This window comes from Actinomycetes bacterium, from assembly GCA_036510875.1.
Taxonomy (GTDB): domain Bacteria; phylum Actinomycetota; class Actinomycetes; order Prado026; family Prado026; genus DATCDE01.
This window is the reverse complement of the sequence record DATCDE010000007.1, coordinates 29,820-45,948: the sequence shown is the minus strand read 5'-3', so window position 1 is coordinate 45,948 and position 16,129 is coordinate 29,820. Positions and strand designations below refer to the sequence as shown.

At 73.4% G+C, this 16,129-nt stretch carries 17 protein-coding genes and 1 pseudogene; 8 read left to right on the top strand and 10 right to left on the bottom strand.

What is annotated here, in order from left to right; all coding sequences use genetic code 11:
* Positions 1 to 55: 55 nt before the first annotated feature.
* Complete coding sequence (crtI, locus tag VIM19_00510) at positions 56 to 1,555, top strand: phytoene desaturase family protein (GenBank protein ID HEY5183400.1); 1,500 nt, start codon at positions 56 to 58, stop codon at positions 1,553 to 1,555.
* A gap of 67 nt (positions 1,556 to 1,622) precedes the next feature.
* The gene (gene mptB, locus VIM19_00505) at positions 1,623 to 3,170 is read left to right on the top strand and encodes a polyprenol phosphomannose-dependent alpha 1,6 mannosyltransferase MptB (GenBank protein HEY5183399.1); all 1,548 of its coding nucleotides are present in this window, start codon (positions 1,623 to 1,625) and stop codon (positions 3,168 to 3,170) included.
* A gap of 4 nt (positions 3,171 to 3,174) precedes the next feature.
* On the opposite strand, the gene VIM19_00500 is transcribed toward mptB, so the two are convergent.
* Positions 3,175 to 3,486: an FHA domain-containing protein gene (locus VIM19_00500; GenBank protein HEY5183398.1), complete on the bottom strand. Its 312-nt coding sequence runs from the start codon at positions 3,484 to 3,486 to the stop codon at positions 3,175 to 3,177.
* Between the two features lie 72 nt (positions 3,487 to 3,558).
* A complete protein-coding gene (locus VIM19_00495) occupies positions 3,559 to 3,978 on the bottom strand; it encodes a barstar family protein (GenBank protein ID HEY5183397.1) in 420 nt (139 codons plus the stop codon).
* 74 nt (positions 3,979 to 4,052) lie between these two features.
* On the opposite strand from VIM19_00495, the gene VIM19_00490 reads away from it, so the two are divergent.
* The gene (locus VIM19_00490) at positions 4,053 to 4,964 is read left to right on the top strand and encodes a phytoene/squalene synthase family protein (GenBank protein HEY5183396.1); all 912 of its coding nucleotides are present in this window, start codon (positions 4,053 to 4,055) and stop codon (positions 4,962 to 4,964) included.
* A gap of 4 nt (positions 4,965 to 4,968) precedes the next feature.
* Here the strand turns inward: VIM19_00490 and VIM19_00485 are convergent, their stop codons facing one another.
* The 5 genes from VIM19_00485 to VIM19_00465 are packed head-to-tail and all read right to left on the bottom strand — an operon-like array spanning position 4,969 to position 7,479.
* Entirely contained in the window at positions 4,969 to 5,310 is a 342-nt protein-coding gene (locus tag VIM19_00485; GenBank protein ID HEY5183395.1) for a lycopene cyclase domain-containing protein, read from the bottom strand.
* Positions 5,307 to 5,645, bottom strand: coding sequence for a lycopene cyclase domain-containing protein (locus tag VIM19_00480; GenBank protein ID HEY5183394.1), 339 nt, complete (start codon positions 5,643 to 5,645; stop codon positions 5,307 to 5,309). Before VIM19_00480 ends, VIM19_00485 begins: the two co-directional genes overlap by 4 nt.
* Positions 5,642 to 6,124 (bottom strand): TIGR03618 family F420-dependent PPOX class oxidoreductase, encoded by a 483-nt coding sequence (locus VIM19_00475; protein ID HEY5183393.1) that lies wholly within the window; start codon positions 6,122 to 6,124, stop codon positions 5,642 to 5,644. The genes VIM19_00480 and VIM19_00475 overlap by 4 nt, the downstream gene beginning before the upstream one ends.
* A 14-nt stretch (positions 6,125 to 6,138) precedes the next feature.
* A complete protein-coding gene (locus VIM19_00470) occupies positions 6,139 to 6,486 on the bottom strand; it encodes an Rv2175c family DNA-binding protein (GenBank protein ID HEY5183392.1) in 348 nt (115 codons plus the stop codon).
* 24 nt (positions 6,487 to 6,510) lie between these two features.
* Positions 6,511 to 7,479 carry a Gfo/Idh/MocA family oxidoreductase gene (locus VIM19_00465; protein HEY5183391.1) on the bottom strand — a complete coding sequence of 323 codons (969 nt, stop codon included), beginning with the start codon at positions 7,477 to 7,479 and terminating at the stop codon, positions 6,511 to 6,513.
* A 79-nt stretch (positions 7,480 to 7,558) separates the two neighbouring features.
* Here VIM19_00465 and pknB point away from each other — a divergent pair, with 79 nt between their 5' ends.
* The 4 genes from pknB to VIM19_00445 all read left to right on the top strand — a co-directional run bounded on the left by pknB (position 7,559) and on the right by VIM19_00445 (position 12,190).
* Positions 7,559 to 9,439, top strand: a complete 1,881-nt coding sequence (gene pknB, locus VIM19_00460; protein HEY5183390.1) for a Stk1 family PASTA domain-containing Ser/Thr kinase — start codon at positions 7,559 to 7,561, stop codon at positions 9,437 to 9,439.
* Positions 9,440 to 9,452: 13 nt separating this feature from the next.
* Positions 9,453 to 10,328, top strand: a complete 876-nt coding sequence (locus tag VIM19_00455; GenBank protein ID HEY5183389.1) for a deoxyribonuclease IV — start codon at positions 9,453 to 9,455, stop codon at positions 10,326 to 10,328.
* Complete coding sequence (locus tag VIM19_00450) at positions 10,325 to 11,236, top strand: DMT family transporter (protein HEY5183388.1); 912 nt, start codon at positions 10,325 to 10,327, stop codon at positions 11,234 to 11,236. The genes VIM19_00455 and VIM19_00450 overlap by 4 nt, the downstream gene beginning before the upstream one ends.
* A 156-nt stretch (positions 11,237 to 11,392) precedes the next feature.
* Positions 11,393 to 12,190 (top strand): hypothetical protein, encoded by a 798-nt coding sequence (locus VIM19_00445; protein ID HEY5183387.1) that lies wholly within the window; start codon positions 11,393 to 11,395, stop codon positions 12,188 to 12,190.
* Positions 12,191 to 12,233: 43 nt separating this feature from the next.
* On the opposite strand, the gene VIM19_00440 is transcribed toward VIM19_00445, so the two are convergent.
* Positions 12,234 to 12,887, bottom strand: a complete 654-nt coding sequence (locus VIM19_00440; protein HEY5183386.1) for a sulfite oxidase-like oxidoreductase — start codon at positions 12,885 to 12,887, stop codon at positions 12,234 to 12,236.
* Between the two features lie 206 nt (positions 12,888 to 13,093).
* Here VIM19_00440 and aroF point away from each other — a divergent pair.
* A pseudogene (gene aroF / locus VIM19_00435) lies at positions 13,094 to 14,086 on the top strand (3-deoxy-7-phosphoheptulonate synthase).
* A gap of 33 nt (positions 14,087 to 14,119) precedes the next feature.
* Here aroF and VIM19_00430 read toward each other — a convergent pair.
* The gene (locus VIM19_00430; protein ID HEY5183385.1) at positions 14,120 to 14,629 is read right to left on the bottom strand and encodes a methylated-DNA--[protein]-cysteine S-methyltransferase; all 510 of its coding nucleotides are present in this window, start codon (positions 14,627 to 14,629) and stop codon (positions 14,120 to 14,122) included.
* Complete coding sequence (locus tag VIM19_00425) at positions 14,626 to 16,101, bottom strand: AlkA N-terminal domain-containing protein (GenBank protein HEY5183384.1); 1,476 nt, start codon at positions 16,099 to 16,101, stop codon at positions 14,626 to 14,628. Before VIM19_00425 ends, VIM19_00430 begins: the two co-directional genes overlap by 4 nt.
* Positions 16,102 to 16,129: the final 28 nt, after the last annotated feature.

Here is a 16,129-nt window from a genome sequence, read left to right as displayed (position 1 = left end):
AGGCTACGACCCCACCGACGAGCGGGTCAGCCGTTGCTCGCCTAGGCTCGCTGAGGTGCGCACGGTGAGCGGCCCCACCGACCACGTCGTCGTGGTGGGTGCCGGCTTGGCCGGGCTCTCGGCGGCGCTGCGGCTGGCCGGCGCGGGCCGCCAGGTGACGGTGCTCGAGCGGGCCGCGGTCCCCGGGGGGCGGGCCGGGCTGCTCGAGGTGGACGGCTACCGGTTCGACACCGGGCCGACCGTGCTCACCATGCCCGACCTGATCGCGGACGCGCTGGACAGCGTCGGCGAGCGGATGGCGGACTGGCTGGACCTGCGGCCGGTGGACCCGCTGTACCGGGCCTACTACCCGGACGGCTCCACCCTCGACGTGCACAGCGACCCCGAGGCGATGGCCGAGGAGGTCGCCCGGTGCTGCGGCCCGGCCGAGGCGGACGGCTACCGGCGCTATGTGGAGTTCGTGTCCCGGCTGTACCGCTACGAGATGCGCGACTTCATCGACCGCAACATCGACTCGCCGCTGGACCTGCTCACCCCGAACCTGGCCCGCCTGGTCGCCGCCGGCGGGCTGCGCCGGCTGGCCCCGAAGGTGGGCCAGTACCTCAAGGACCCGCGCACCCAGCGGGTGTTCTCGTTCCAGGCGATGTACGCGGGGCTGTCGCCGTACGACGCGCTCGCGCTCTACGCGGTGATCGCCTACATGGACTCGGTGTCCGGGGTGTACTTCCCGGTCGGCGGCATGCACGCGGTGCCCAGGGCGCTGGCCGGCGCCGCGCAGAAGCACGGGGTGCGCCTCCGGTACTCCACCGAGGTGCAGCGGGTGGAGGTCGTGGGCTCGCGGGCCGTGGCGGTTCGCACCGCCGACGGCGAGCGGATCCGCTGCGACGCGGTCGTGCTCAACCCGGACCTGCCGGTGGCCTACCGCGACCTGCTCGGCCGGGAGCCCTGGACGGTGCGGCGGCTGACCTACTCGCCGTCCTGCGCGCTGCTGCTGGTCGGCTCCTCGGCGTCCTACTCGAAGATCGCCCACCACAACATCCACTTCGGCCGGTCCTGGCGGGGCGTCTTCTCCGAGCTGATCGACGAGGGCCGGCTGATGTCCGACCCGTCGCTGCTGGTGACCAACCCGACCCGGTCCGACCCGGGGCTGGCGCCGGCGGGTCGGCAGATCTACTACGCGCTGTTCCCCACGCCCAACACCGAGGCGGGGCTGGACTGGGAGCGGCTCGGCCCGCGCTACCGCGACGTCATGGTGCGGACCCTCGAGCAGCGCGGCTACCTCGGCTTCGGCGACGCCATCGAGGTCGAGGACCTGACCACCCCGCTGCAGTGGCTGCAACGAGGCATGGAGCGCGGGGCGCCGTTCTCCGCGGCGCACTCGTTCCGGCAGACCGGGCCGTTCCGCCCCGGCAACCTGTGGGGCGAGAACGTCGTGTTCGCCGGGTCCGGCACCCAGCCGGGCGTGGGCGTGCCCATGGTCCTGATCAGCGGCCGGCTCGCGGCCGAGCGGGTGATCGGCCGTGACCAGGCGTACACGTCCCGCTCCTGGCGGTGACCGTCCGGGACGACGTGCCGTAAGCCACTCGATCCGCGGAGGCTTCCGGCCCTATCCTGGAGTGGCCATGGCCCTTGTCGACCAGGCCGAGCGGGACGCCGCCTCGGCTAGCCCAGTCTTCGCGGAAGAGCCGGCCGAGTCCTCGGCCGGCCTCGTCGCGGCTTTCGCCGTCCCCGGGTTCCTGGGCTCCTCGCTGGCCGCCGCCGGCGCCGTCTCGGTCGGCTGGATCGCCCGCTCCTCCGGCCTGGCCTCCGCCCCGGTCGTCGAGCAGCTGCGCACCATCCCGGCCTTCTCGCTGTTCGGCAAGATGCTCGTCGTCCTGGGCATCGGCCTGCTGCTGCAGGCGTGGCTGCAGCTGGGCCTGCACGTGCGCCAGCACCGGGTCGACCACCCGGCCGGGCTCGGCAAGCTGGTCTGGTGGTGGTCCGCGCCGCTCGTGGTGGCGCCCGTGCTGTTCAGCCGTGACGTGTTCAGCTACGTCGCGCTGAGCCGGCTGCTGCCCAACGGCATCGACCCGTACCTGTACGGCACCGGCACCTTCGCCACCTACTACACCGACGGCGCGGACTCGCTGTGGCGCACCTCCCCCGCGCCCTACGGCCCGGTGTGGATGGGGCTGTCCAACGTCGTCTACGGGACGACGCACGCCGAGGCCAACCTGGCGCTGCTGGCCTTCCGGCTGCTGGCGCTCGCGGGGATCGCCCTGCTTGTCGTCTTCGTGCCCCGGCTGGCGGAGGCCTGCGGGGTGGACGCCGCGAAGGCCGTGTGGCTCGGTGTCCTCAACCCGCTGGTCCTCATGCACTTCGTCTCGGCGGCCCACAACGACGCCCTCATGGTCGGCCTGCTCGTGGCCGGGGTCGCGCTGGCGCTGGAGCGACGGTTCCTGCTCGGGCTGCTGATGGTGACGCTGGCCGGCGCGGTGAAGGCTCCGGCGCTGCTGGCCCTGCCGTTCGTGGCGCTGGCCTGGGCCGGCGTGGGCGCCTCCTGGGCCCGCCGGATCGGGGGCTGGGTCGTCGCCGGGGCGGTGGCGCTCAGCACGTTCGGCGTGCTCAATGTGCTGCTCGGCCTCAACTTCGGCTGGGTGTCGGCGCTGCAGACTCCCGCGGCCGTGCGGACCCCGCTCTCCCCCATGACCGCACTGGGCATGCTCACCGGCAAGCTGGGCCAGTACCTCGGCCTGGGCTACCACGTCGACGGGACCGTAGCCGTCTTCCGGTTGGTCGGCGAGGTGCTCACCGTGGCCGTGATCGGCTGGCTGGTGCTCACCTCCGACCGGCGTCCGATCGCCCGTGGGCTCGGCCTGGCGCTGCTCGCCGTCGTCGTGCTGGGCCCGGTGCTGCAGCCGTGGTACCTGCTGTGGGGCTTCACCATCCTGGCCGCGGCGGGGCTGTCCGGCGGCAAGACCCGTGCGGCGGTGCTGCTGACGATCGGGTTCGTCATCTACAGCCTGGTCAACACCGGGGCCACCGTGGACAGCTACGGCGACCTGTCGGACGGCCTGGCCGCCCTGCTGTCGCTGGCGGTCGTGCTCGCGACGCTCGCGTCGTCCAAGCGCGTGCGGACGCTGCTGCTGGCCGACCGGCGCGGCGCCGAGCCGGAGCTCATCCAGCTCTAGGACGTCAGGACGCGCGCCGGTGGGCGTGCACGCACAGCCGGAACGCCCCGATCCGCAGCTCGTCCCCGTCTGCGAGGGCGCAGCAGTCCGTGCGCCGGCCGTTCACGTAGGTGCCGTTGACGCTGCCCAGGTCGCGGACCTCCAGCCCGCCGTCCTCGGTGCGCCGGATCTGCGCATGGTGCGGTGAGACGGTCACGTCGTCGAGCAGCACGTCACTGTCCCCGGCCCGGCCCAGGATCCGCGCCGCAGCGTCGAGCAGAACCGGCTCGGCCGCGAAACCGCCGCGGACGATGGTGAGCTCGGGGACCTGTGCCATGCCGCCAGGATGGCGCGCGGTGATGACGCTTCACTGAGAGCAGCCTTCAAGGTTGATGAGAGCCGCCCGACCTCACAACGTGGGCAGGTCCGTCTCCGGCCCGGTTCCGCGCAGCAGCACCGCGCCGGGCACGTCGTCGTCGGTCCACGCCACGCAGGCGTCCTGGAACACCTCGATAGCGACCTCGAAGCAGTCCGGGTCGCTGTCGGCGAGGGTGCCCCAGCCGTCCCACACGACGAGCACGCCGTCCGGCTCCTCCAGGTCCAGGCCGCGCAGGCACTCGTCGAGGGAGTCCCAGTTGCGGGCGAACCACGACGGCAGGTCGAAGGCCTCCGAGCAGGCGTCCATGAACCCGTCACGGTCGGTCACCTGGCCGGTGTCCAGCAGCACGTAGCGCCAGCCGTGCTCCTCGGCGCGGCGCTCAGCGTCGGCTCGGCCGTTGTAGCGGAACACGCCGTGGCGCTGTCCGCCGATCACCTGCGCGAGGCTCATGAGTGGACCTCCGGGGCGAGCGGCCTACTCCTCACGACAGGCATCCTGGCACGGTCGCCGGTAGCGTGAGACGCGTGGGTCGAAAAGAGCTTGATGCGGCGGGGATCCACGGCCCCGAACTCCGGGCGTCGTACGAGCGCTGCCGCCGGCTGAACGCCGGGCACGGGAAGACGTACTACCTGGCCACCCGGCTGCTGCCGGCCGCCAGGCGGCCGCACGTGCACGCGCTGTACGGCTTCGCCCGCTACGCCGACGAGATCGTCGACGACCTCGGCTGCACGCTGTCCCCGCCGGAACGGGCCGACCGGCTGCAGACCTGGGGGGACCGGTTCCTGGCCGACGTCCGCCGGGGTTCCAGCACCGACCCGATCGGCCGGGCCGTGGTCGACACGGCGCGCCGCTTCGACCTCCCGGTGGAGCACTTCGAGGCGTTCCTGGGCTCGATGGCCATGGACCTCACCGTCACCGAGTACGCCACCTACAAGGACCTCGTCGAGTACGTCTACGGGTCGGCCTCGGTCATCGGGCTGCTGATGCTGCCGGTCCTGGGCAGCACCTCCCCAGCGGCGCGGCGGCCGGCCGAGGACCTGGGGACCGCGTTCCAGCTGGCCAACTTCATCCGCGATGTCGGCGAGGACCTCGACCGCGGCCGGGTCTACCTGCCGCTGGAGGACCTCGAGCGGTTCGGGCTGACCCGGGCCGACCTCGAGCGCCGGGTGGTCGACGACCGGGTGCGCGACCTGCTGCGGTTCGAGATCGCCCGGGTGCGCCGGCTGGAGGCAGCCGCCCGGCCCGGCATCGCCCTGCTGGACCCCAGTGCACAGCCGTGTATCGAGGCGGCCCGCGTGCTGTACTGCGGCATCGTGGACGCGGTGGAGGACATCGACTTCCAGGTGTTCAGCCGGCGGGCGCGGGTGCCGCTCACCCGCCGCGTCGCCGTCGCCGTCCCCGCCCTGGTCGCCAGCCGTCTCCCCCGTTGCGCATAGACGGTCACCCGGGTGAGGCGGGGGGTCGGAGGCGGCGGCCCCAGAAGACCCACCAGGACAGGGTCTGGAGGACGAGGGCGAAGCCGAACAGCAGGTCCTCCACCGGGGCGAAGGCGATCCTGCCGGCTCCGAGAAACGGCACCGCCGAGGACCCGACGATCGTGGCCGGGTCGTAGCGGACCACCTTCAGCCCGGTGAGCACCCCGTTGGTCACCAGCTGGAAGAACACGATGATCGCGTACGACGTCCAGAACGCCTTGCGGGTGACCAGTCGGGTCCCCAGCACCCACAGGTCCAGGACGACGGAGACGAGCACCCCGGCCACGGCCTGCTGGGTGTAGGTCACCGCTGGTCGTCCGGCTCGTCGCCGACCGGCCAGCCGCGCACCACCCGCACCGCCTCGAGGGTGAGCACCGAGCACACCGGGATCACCACGAAGAACAGCAGCTCCTCCACCGGCAGCCGCCCCAGCAGCACCCCTGTCGTCCGCCGCGGGTCGAAGGTCCACTGCCCGTGCCCGATCGCGTACAGGTCCCACACCACGAACACCGCCACCACGGGTGCCAGCGTCAACAGCAGCCGCCGCCAGCGGCGGAACACCCCGGTGTGCAGCACCACCTCGAGCCAGCTGGCGCCCAGGAGGGCGGCCAGCAGGACGCCCAGGTAGGTGCACCGGGTCACGCCCCGGCCCCACTGGTTGGCAGCTTGCGGTGGTCCCAGGACACCAGCCGGTCCACCCCCAGCCGCAGCCCCACCTGCTTGCCGACCTGCTCCAGGGCGGCGGCCCGGAACCCGGCGGCGTGCTGCGGCTCCAGGCCCTCGTACTTCAGGGCCAGGCCGGTCAGCGTGTCCGCGACCACCTCACGGTCCTCCACCAGCTCGACCGTGCCGGTCAGCTGCACGCCGCGCAGCTCCACGTACCGCTCACCGGCCTCGACCAGCGCCGAGTAGCGCGGGTCGCGGCGCAGGTTCACCACCTTCTGCGACTTGGCGAAGGTTCGCATGACGACCCGGCCCTCGTCGTCCACGACATACCACATGGGCACCGGGTCGGGCAGCCCGTCCGGGCCGAGCGTGACGAGCACGCAGATCCGACCGGACCGCAGGAAGTCGTCGGCCTCGGCCGCCGTCATGGCGATCGCGGCCCGCTGGCTGGCCACCGGACGACGGCCGGCTAGAAGCCCAGCGCCTGGGCGCGGCGCTTGACCTCGGTCCCGCGGTTCTCCACCAGCGCCTGCACCGGGGTGCCCGGCAGCGTGTCCTCAGCCGTGAACAGCCAGCGCAGCGCCTCCTCGTCGGAGTAGCCGGCGTCCGCGAGCAGGGTGAGCACCCCTGGCAGCCCCTTGACGACCCGCCCGTCCTGGACGAAGGCCGCCGGCACCCGTAGCACGCCCTCGCTGCGCACGGCCAGTACCTGGCGGTGCCTGACCAGCTGGCGGGCCCGCAGGATGTCGATGCCGAGCAGCTCGGCGATGTCGGGCAGCGGCAGCCACTCCCCGACCAGCTCGATCGTGTCAGTCACGGGAGCAGCCTGCCATGCCGGCGCTCAGCCGGCCGCGCGGATGTCGTCCAGCGCCTGCGCGACCGACACCGAGTGCTCGAGCGGCACCAGGAAGACCGCCTCGCCGCGCACCGCCGACGCGACCGACTCGACCATGATCCGGTAGGGCTCGGCGGGGGCGAACGCCAGCCGATCCTCCGAGCCGCCTTTGGTGACGACCAGCTCGGTCGCCGTCCCGGTGCTGGACGTGAACGCCTGGCCCGGCACCTCGATGCGGCCCAGCTCGCCGGTCACGGTCAGCCGCTGCGCCGTCGGCCCGGCCATGCCGCAGCGCATCCGGGCCGAGCCCCGCGGCCACTGCAGCACCGCCTCGGTGGTGAGGTCCACCAGCGTCCCCGCGCGGTCCACCACCACGTCCGAGACGGCGTCCGGCGGCGCGTCCTCGCCGAGCAGGGCGATCGCCGCGGAGGCCGTGTAGCAGCCCACGTCGTACAGCGCGCCGCCGCCGCGGGCCGGGTCCAACCGGTAGTTGCCGGTCAGGTCCTTGTCGAAGACGAACTCGGCCTCGACGGACTCCACCCCACCCACCGCGCCCTCGGCCACCATGACCTCCAGCGCGCGCTGCCGCGGGTGCCAGCGGTACCAAAACGCCTCGACGAGCAGCAGCCCGGCCCCCCGCGCCGCGTCGCCCAGGGTGGCCGTCTCCACCGCGGTGAGTCCCAGCGGCTTCTCGCACAGCACGTGCTTGCCGGCGGCCAGCGCGGCCCGGACCCACGGGTAGTGCTGGTCGTTCGGCAGCGCGATGTAGACGACGTCGACGTCCGGGTCCTCGAGCACCCCGCGGTAGTCGTCGTAGCTGCGGCCCCGGGGCTCCAGCGCCGCGGCCCGCTGGGGGTCGCGCGCAGCGACGGCCTGCAGCACCGCCCCGTCGGCCGCGTGCACCGCCGGGCCGAGCTGGGTCGAGGCGATCTCGCCCGCCCCGAGGAAACCGAACCGCACCCCATCGTTGGCCATACCCGAACCCTACGGTCCGGCCGAGACGGTCCAGCCCGGTCTTCCGGGCGAATCGGACGCCGGACCGTACACTCCTGGGGTGGACACCACGGTCACCGACGCGCTGGTGGGGCGGCTGCTGGACGGCCGCTACCGGGTTGTGCGCCGGATCGCCCGCGGCGGCATGGCGGTGGTGTACGAAGCGCTGGACACCCGGCTGGACCGCCCGGTCGCGCTGAAGGTCATGCACCCGTGGCTGGCCGAGGACGCCACCTTCGTGTCCAAGTTCATCCACGAGGCACGCTCCGCCGCCCGGTTGTCCCACCCCAACATCGTGGCCGTCTACGACCAGGGCGCGGACGACGGCACCGTGTTCCTGGCCATGGAGTACGTCCAGGGCCGCACCCTGCGGGACCTCCTGCGCGAGCGCACCCGGCTCAGCCCCCGGGAGGCCCTCGACCTGCTCGAGCCGGTGCTGTCCGCGCTGGCGGTCGCCCACCGGGCCGGCCTGGTGCACCGCGACATCAAGCCGGAGAACGTGCTGCTCGCCGACGACGGCCGGGTGAAGGTGGCCGACTTCGGTCTGGCCCGTGCTGCCACGGCCCAGACCGGGCAGACCACCCACGGGCTGCTCATGGGCACGGTGGCCTACCTGGCGCCGGAGCAGGCCAGCGGCCTGGCCGACGAGCGCAGCGACGTCTACTCGGCCGGGATCATGCTGTTCGAGATGCTCACCGGCGTGCCGCCGTTCACGGCCGAGGACGTCATGGGCGTGGTCTACCGGCACGTGCACGAGGACGTCCCACCCCCGTCGTCCGTCGTCCCGGCGCTGGCCGGCCCGCTCGATGAGCTGGTCCTCGTGGCCACCCACCGGGACCCGTCCAGCCGGCCGGCCGACGCCGCGGCCCTGCTCGAGCGGGTTGAGCTGACCCGGCATCAGCTGTCGCCCGCGCAGCTCGGGGGCAGCGGGCACCCGATCGACCTCACCCAGACCCTCATCGTGCCGATCCCGGGCACGCCCGCGGTGGTCGCCGCCGTCCCGGCCCCGGTCGGCCCGCCCGGTCAGGTCCCCAAGGCCGCGCTCGGGGCCAAGCGGCGCCGGCCGGTCGTCGTGGGCCTGCTGCTCCTGCTGCTGGTCACCACCGTCGTCGGCTACGGCGCCTGGTGGCTGGGCAGCGGCCGGTACACGGCCATGCCGTCGGTGCTCGGGCTGACCGGCGCCGCGGCCACCAGCAAGCTGCAGGCGGACGGGCTGTCCACCAAGCTCGGCGACCCGGTGTTCAGCGAGACGGTCAAGGCCGGGCTGGTCGTCGACACCCGACCGGCGCCGACCGAGCAGGTCCGCAAAGGCAGCACCGTCACGCTGGTCCTGTCCAGCGGACCCGAGCGGTACGCCGTGCCGAGCCTGGCCGGCATGACCCCCGACCAGGCCGCCGCGGCGCTGGCCGCGGTCAACCTGGTCGTGGGCACCTCGTCGAACGGCTACTCCCAGACCATCCCGGCCGGGCAGGTCATGGCGCAGGACCCGGGCGTGGGCGCGCAGGTCAAGCGGGACACCGCCGTGCGGATCACGGTCAGCCAGGGGCTGCCGCCGGTGAGCGTGCCCAAGATCACCGGCCTCGCCCTCGACCAGGCGACGACCACGCTGAAGAGCGCCAAGCTGACCATCAAGCGAGGCACCGACGCGTACAGCCAGACCGTCCCTGCCGGCTCCGTGGTCAGCCAGACGCCGGCCGCCGGGGCCTCGGTCGCCCAGGGCAGCACGGTGACCGTCGTCGTCTCCAAGGGCCCGCCGCTGGTGACCGTGCCGAGCGTCGTCGGCATGAGCACCAAGGACGCCACCAAGGCGCTGACCAAGGCCGGGTTCACCGTGAACATCAACAAGGTGCTCGGCGGGTTCTTCGACACGGTGCGGCTGCAGAACCCCTCCGGGGGTTCGCAGGCCCCGATGGGCAGTGCCATCACCCTCACCATCGTCTGAGATCCTGGCGGGCATGCCCCGCCGCCGTGTCCCGCCGCCGGTGGGCAGCCACCTACGGACCGCGGGTGGGCTGGTCAAGGGCGCCCTCGCCGATGCCGACCGGGTCGGCGCACAGGCGGCCCAAGTCTTCGTGGGCAACCCTCGCGGCTGGTCGACGAGCACCGGTGACCCCGCCGAGGACGCGGCCTTCCGGGCCGGCTGCGAGCAGCGCGGGCTGCGCATCTTCGTGCACTCGCCGTACCTGGTGAACCTGGCCAGCCCGACCCCGGGGACCGCCGAGCGCTCCACCCACCTGGTGGCGCACAGCCTGCTGCGGGCCGCCCAGGTGGGCGCCGAGGGGGTCGTCGTGCACACCGGGTCGACCGTCACCTCGACCGGCCAGGACGGCGTGGTGGCCGCGCTGGCCCAGGTGCGCGCCCTGCTGCTGCCGCTGCTCGAACGGCTGCCGGACGACGGCCCGGCCCTGCTGCTGGAGCCGACCGCGGGGCAGGGACGCTCGCTGTGCGCGACGGTCGAGGACCTCGAGCGGTACCTGGCCGCACTCGACCGGCACCCCAAGGTCGGCGTCTGCCTGGACACCTGCCACGCCTACGCCGCCGGGCACGACCTGGCCGCGCCCGGCGGCATGCGGCGGACCTTGGACGCCCTCGTCCGGGTGGTCGGCCCGGGTCGGCTGCAACTGGTGCACGCCAACGACTCCGGGGACCCCTGCGGGTCCCACCGTGACCGGCACGAGCGGATCGGCAAGGGGCGCATCGGGGAGGCTTCCTTCGCCGAGCTGCTGGCCGACCCGGCGTTGTCCGGCGTCCCAGTGGTCATTGAGACCCCCGGTGACGTCGACGACCACGCCCACGACGTGGCCCTGCTGCAGCGGCTGCGGGACCGATGAGCGTGCTGTCGCAGCGCCGGGTCTCCCCCGCGCACGGCGCCTCCATCGCCCTGGTGGCGGCCACTGCGGTGTGGGGCTCCACGTTCATCGTCGTCAAGGACGTGATCGGCCGGATGGCGGTGACCGACTTCCTGTTCTGGCGGTTCGCGGTGGCCACCGCGCTGCTGGTCGTCATCCGCCCGAGGGCGGTGCTGCGGATGTCACCGGGCGCCCGCCGGCGCGGCGTGCTGCTCGGCGGCTTCCTCGGCGCCGGCTTCCTGGCCCAGACGGCGGGGCTGCGCACGACGTCGGCGACCGTGTCCGGCTTCGTCACCGGCATGATGGTGGTCTTCACCCCGCTGGTCGCCTGGCTGGTGCTGCGGCAGCGGGTCGAGCGCAGCGCCTGGCTGGGCGTGGCCATGGCCACGGTCGGCCTCGGGCTGCTCACCGTGCGTGGCGTGTCGGTCGGCTTCGGCGAGGCGCTCACCCTGCTGGGCGCGGCGTTCTACGCGTTCCACATCGTCGGGCTGGGCGAGTGGTCCCGTCCGGACGACGCCTACGGGCTCACGCTGGTCCAGGCCGCCACGGTGGCCGGCCTGTGCCTGCTGCTCACCGCCGCGGACGGCCATGTCGCGCTGCCGCCGGACCGGTCCGCCTGGTGGGCGGTCGGCTTCATGGCGGTGGCTGCGACCGCCATCGGGTTCATGGTGCAGACCTGGGCCCAGGCGCACCTGCCGGCGACCCGGGCGGCGGTCATCTTGACCATGGAGCCGGTGTTCGCGGGGGTCTTCGCGGTCGTGTTCGCCGGCGAGCCGCTCACTTGGGCGATCCTCGTGGGTGGCCTGCTCGTCGTCACGGCGATGCTCGGCGTCGAGCTCGGCCCGCGGCGCGGCCGGGACGCCACGGTGCCTCGCCTCGAGGCGTTGTAGGCCTTCGCTGCCGTTGCGGCAATCGGGCCACGGCGAATCTTAGGTCGCCCTTTGGACTGCGTTAACACTCATTCGGGTGGTTCCGGGTTTCGACGGCGACCGACCGGGCAGACCTCCTGCTGCCCGTAGTTTCCCAACGTGAGGATCCCTCGACCCATGAACAAGACACTGCTCCGCAAGACCGTCGTCGGCGGTGTGGCGCTGCTGTCCCTCGGCGTGGCCTCCCCGGCCTTCGCCACCGGTGGCACCACCACCCCCACGTCAACGGCGGGGGCCGTGACGACCGTCCAGTCCGACAGCACCCTGACCGTGGACCAGCTCAAGGCCAAGGTGACCGCGAAGATCACCGCCCGGCAGGCGGCACTGACGGCCAAGCTCGCCGCACTCCCCACCGTGCCGACGGCGCAGATGACGGCGGACGAGATCAAGGCCAAGCAGGACCTGATCTCGATCCTGCAGACGAAGCTCACCGACTTGCAGGCCGCGGTCAACGCCGCGAGCACCGTGGCCGACGTCCAGACGGCCCTCGCGAACTACTGGGCGCCGAGCCTGACCGAGCTCCAGGCGCGGATCAACGTCATGATCACCCACCAGCTGGCCGAGCTCGACGAGAAGATCGCGAAGCTGCCGACCTCGAAGCTGGACGCCACCCAGCAGGCCGCAGCGACCGCGGCCCTGACTGCCCAGAAGGACAAGCTGACGCAGCTGCAGACTGACGTGAAGAACGCGCAGTCCGTCGCGCAGGTCCAGACTCTCCTCAAGGCCGCTGGCATCGGCGACGGCCGGCACAAGAAGCAGCACGACGGTGAGCACAGCTGGCCCATGGACACCAAGCACGGCAAGAAGGACCAGGGTCGCCACGGCGGCGGCCTCGGCCTCGGTCTTGGCCAGGGCCTCGGCAACCTGGGCGGCTTCGGCGGCCACGACTCCGGTCAGGCCGGCCACGGCCACTGACGCCTAGCCACCCACGACGCGGTGGCGCCCGGTATCCCGGGCGCTACCGCGTTGTCGTCTCAGCCTCCTGGTAGGAGTACCGCTGCTCGGTCCACGGGTCGGCCAGGTTGTGGTAGCCGCGCTCCTCCCAGAAGCCGCGACGGTCGGCCAGCAGGTACTCGATGCCACGCACCCACTTCGGGCCCTTCCAGGCGTAGCGGTGCGGCACGACCAGCCGCAGCGGGAAGCCGTGCTCGGGGGTCAGCGGCTGCCCGTTGTGGTGCGTGGCCAGGATCGTCGTCGGCAAGGTGAGGTCCTCGATCGGCAGGTTCGTGCTGTAGCCGTACTCGGCCCAGACCAGCACGTGGGTCACGTCGGGGTGCGGCGGCGCCGTGGCCAGAACGGACCGCGTGAGGACGCCGCTCCACACGTTGCGCAGCACCGAGAACTTCGTGACGCAGTGCAGGTCGGCGACCACCTCGTCGACGGGGAGCTGGTCGAGGTCCTGGTAGCCGCAGCTCAGGTTCTCCCCGCTCGCGGTGGCCCCGAAGATGCGCAGGTCCCACCGGTCAGGACGAAACTTCGGCACTGGGCCGTAGTGCCGCGCCGGCCAGCCGCGCGCCACAGTCTGCCCCGGTGGCAACCTGGTCTCCGAGCTGGCCGCGCGCACCTTCGCAGTCTCGCAGAGCCGCGTCGGCGGTCGGACGGGCACACCCATCGGATGAGACGGCCGTCCACATTGTGGACAGCGACGACAGCGGTCGGCCCACCGCCTATGCTGGCCACGTGCAGACGCGCTGGTTCGCCTATGGCTTTCCCACCGGGGCTCCCCGGTGGGCGGCGGGCGGCTTGCGGTAGCCGCACACGAACCCCCCACTCGAGCCCCGGACCCGTCCGGGGCTCTTTGCATGTCAGGAGAAGGTCATGGTCGTGGTGATGTCGCCCGAGGCGACCGACGCGGACGTCGACGCCGTGGTGGCACGGGTGGAGGGTGCGGGTGGCACCGCCTTCGTCAGCCGCGGGGTCACCCGCACCATCATCGGGCTGGTCGGCGACATCGAGCAGTTCCAGGCGCTCGAGCTGCGTGGCCTGGCGGGGGTGAGCGACGTCGTGCGGATCTCGGTGCCCTACAAGCTGGTCTCCCGCCAGCACCACCCGGACATGACGACCGTGTGGGTGGGCCCCGCCGGGCAGCGGGTACCGATCGGGCCGGACACGTTCACGCTGATCGCGGGACCCTGCGCCGTGGAGACGCCGCAGCAGACCCTCGAGGCCGCCGAGATGGCCAAGGCCGCCGGGGCCACCCTGCTGCGCGGCGGCGCGTTCAAGCCGCGCAGCTCGCCGTACGCGTTCCAGGGCCTCGGCGAGGAAGGCCTGCGGATCCTGGCCGACGTTCGGGAGGCGACCGGCCTGCCGATCGTCACCGAGGTGGTCGACCCCGGTGACGTCGAGCGGGTGGCCGAGTACGCGGACATGCTCCAGGTGGGCACCCGCAACATGGCCAACTTCACCCTGCTGCAGGCCGTCGGCTCGGTGGGCAAGCCGGTCATGCTCAAGCGCGGCATGCAGGCGACCATCGAGGAGTGGCTGATGGCGGCCGAGTACATCGCCCAGCGCGGCAACCTGGACATCGTGCTGTGCGAGCGCGGCATCCGCACCTTCGAGACCGCCACCCGGAACACGCTGGACATCTCGGCGGTGCCGGTCGCACACGGGCTGTCGCACCTGCCCGTCGTCGTCGACCCGTCGCACTCCGGTGGGCGCCGCGACCTCGTCGTCCCGCTGTCCAGAGCCGCGATCGCGGTCGGCGCGGACGGGATCATCGTCGACGTCCACCCCGACCCGGAGCATGCACTCGTCGACGGCCCGCAGGCCCTGGTGAATGGGGACCTGCGGGCCCTCGCGGCCGCCGTCCGGCCGGCGACACCGACCGCCGCTGACCCCGGCCGGTCAGGCGGCGCGCTCGTGGGCGAGCAGCCACTGCTTGACCGGCAGTCCGTAGTAGTAGCCGCCGAGCGTGCCGTCGCTGCGGACGACCCGGTGGCACGGGACGAACGGGGCCACCAGGTTGCGGGCGCAGCCGCTCCCGGCGGCCCGGACCGCGGTGGGGCGGCCGGCCTTGGCGGCCAGCTCGGCGTACGTCCAGGTCTGCCCGGCCGGGATCTGCCGCATGACCCGCCAGATCTCCTGCAGGAACGGCCCACCGGGCTGGCTGACCTGGACGGCGTCCAGGGCGGACAGGTCGCCGTCCAGGTAGGCCCGGGCGGCCGCGGTGACCGGCCCGAGGTCGCGACGCCCCCGCAGCCCGGCTGCCCGCAGCTCGGGCGCGAGCCGCTGCGACAGGTCCGCCGCGGAGGCGAACCCCGAGGCCACCACCACGCCGTCCAGGACCACGATCCCCCACGAGCCGACCGGCGTGCTGAGCGTGGTGCTGTCCAGCGGCTGACTCGGCGCGTTCATCGGATCTCCTGGCGGCTCGGGGGGACGGGGACGGGGTCGGCGACGGCGGCCCACAGGTGGAGCGCGACGTAGGAGCGCCAGGGGCGCAGCCGGTCGGGCTGGAGACCGTGCCGCTGCACCTCGCGGCGCAGCACGAGGTCGGTGGCCGGCCACGCGTCGGAGTCAGCCAGCGCGCGCATCGCGACGTACTCGACGGTCCACGGCCCGATGCCGGGGATGTCGAGCAGCCGGGCCCGGGTCTCGGCCCGGTCGGCACCGGGGTCCAGCTGCAGCTCCCCCGCGGCCACGGCCGCGCTCAGCTCCCGCAGCGCCCGCTGTCGCGCACCGGTGAGGCCCACCCGGCCCAGGTCGGCGTCGGCCAGCGCCTCGGCCACGGGGAACGCGGCCGTCAGCCCGTCCTCGGGCTCAGGCAGCGGCTCACCGAACGCCGCGACCAGCCGGCCCGCGAGCGTCCGGGCGCCGGCCACCGAGACCTGCTGGCCCAGCACGGCCCGCACCGCGAGCTCGAAGCCGTCCACGGCGCCCGGCACCCGCAGCCCGGGCCGGGCCGCCACGAGGCTGCCGAGCGCCGGCTCGGCGCCCAGCACGGCGTCCACGGCGTCCGGCTCGGCGTCCAGGTCGAGCAGCTGGCGCAGGCCGGCCACGACCCCGGCCAGGTCGCTCAGCCGGGGCAGCCGGACCCCGGCCAGCACGTGTCCCGCACCCGGCACCGGCTGCACCGACACGACGGCACCGCCGCCTGGCGTGGCCACGACCCGGCGCAGTCCCCCGGCGTCACCCATCTCCACACCGGGGATAGCGCGCGCCGCCAGGAAGCCGAGCAGCGGTCCGGCCGCGAGCGGCTCCCGGTGCACCAGGCGCAGTACCAGTCCGCCGCCGGGCGCGCGGGCCGCGGCCTCCGGGTCGGGGCGCCGGCGCAGCTGGGACGGCGGGCAGCCGAACTCGGCCCGCATCACGTCGTTGAACTGCCGCAGGCTGGCGAAGCCGGCCGCGAACGCGACGTCGACCATCGGCAGCAGGGTCTGGTCGATGAGCAGCCGGGCGGTCTGCGCCCGCCGGGTCCTGGCCAGCGACAGCGGTCCGGCGCCCACCTCAGTGACCAGCGTGCGGTGCAGGTGCCGCTCGCTCACCGCGAGCCGGCGAGCCAGGCCGGCCACCCCCTGCTCGTCCACGGCCCCGGCCGCGATCAACCGCAGCGCCCGCCCGGCGAGGTCGCCACGGTGGTCCCACTCCCGCGACCCGGGCAGCGCGTCCGGGCGGCACAGCCGGCAGGCCCGGAACCCGGCCGCCACCGCGGCGCCCGGCGTCCGGTAGAAGCGGCGGTTCTCCCGCTTCGGCCGCCGGGCCGGGCAAGACGGCCGGCAGTAGATGCCCGTGGACGTGACGCCCAGGAACACCCGACCGTCGAAGCGCGGGTCACGGCTGTCCACCGCCCGATGCCAGGCCTCGACCTCCCACTCGCTCGTCGTCACGCGTCCCAGTGTGCGGCCCGCGAGCGGG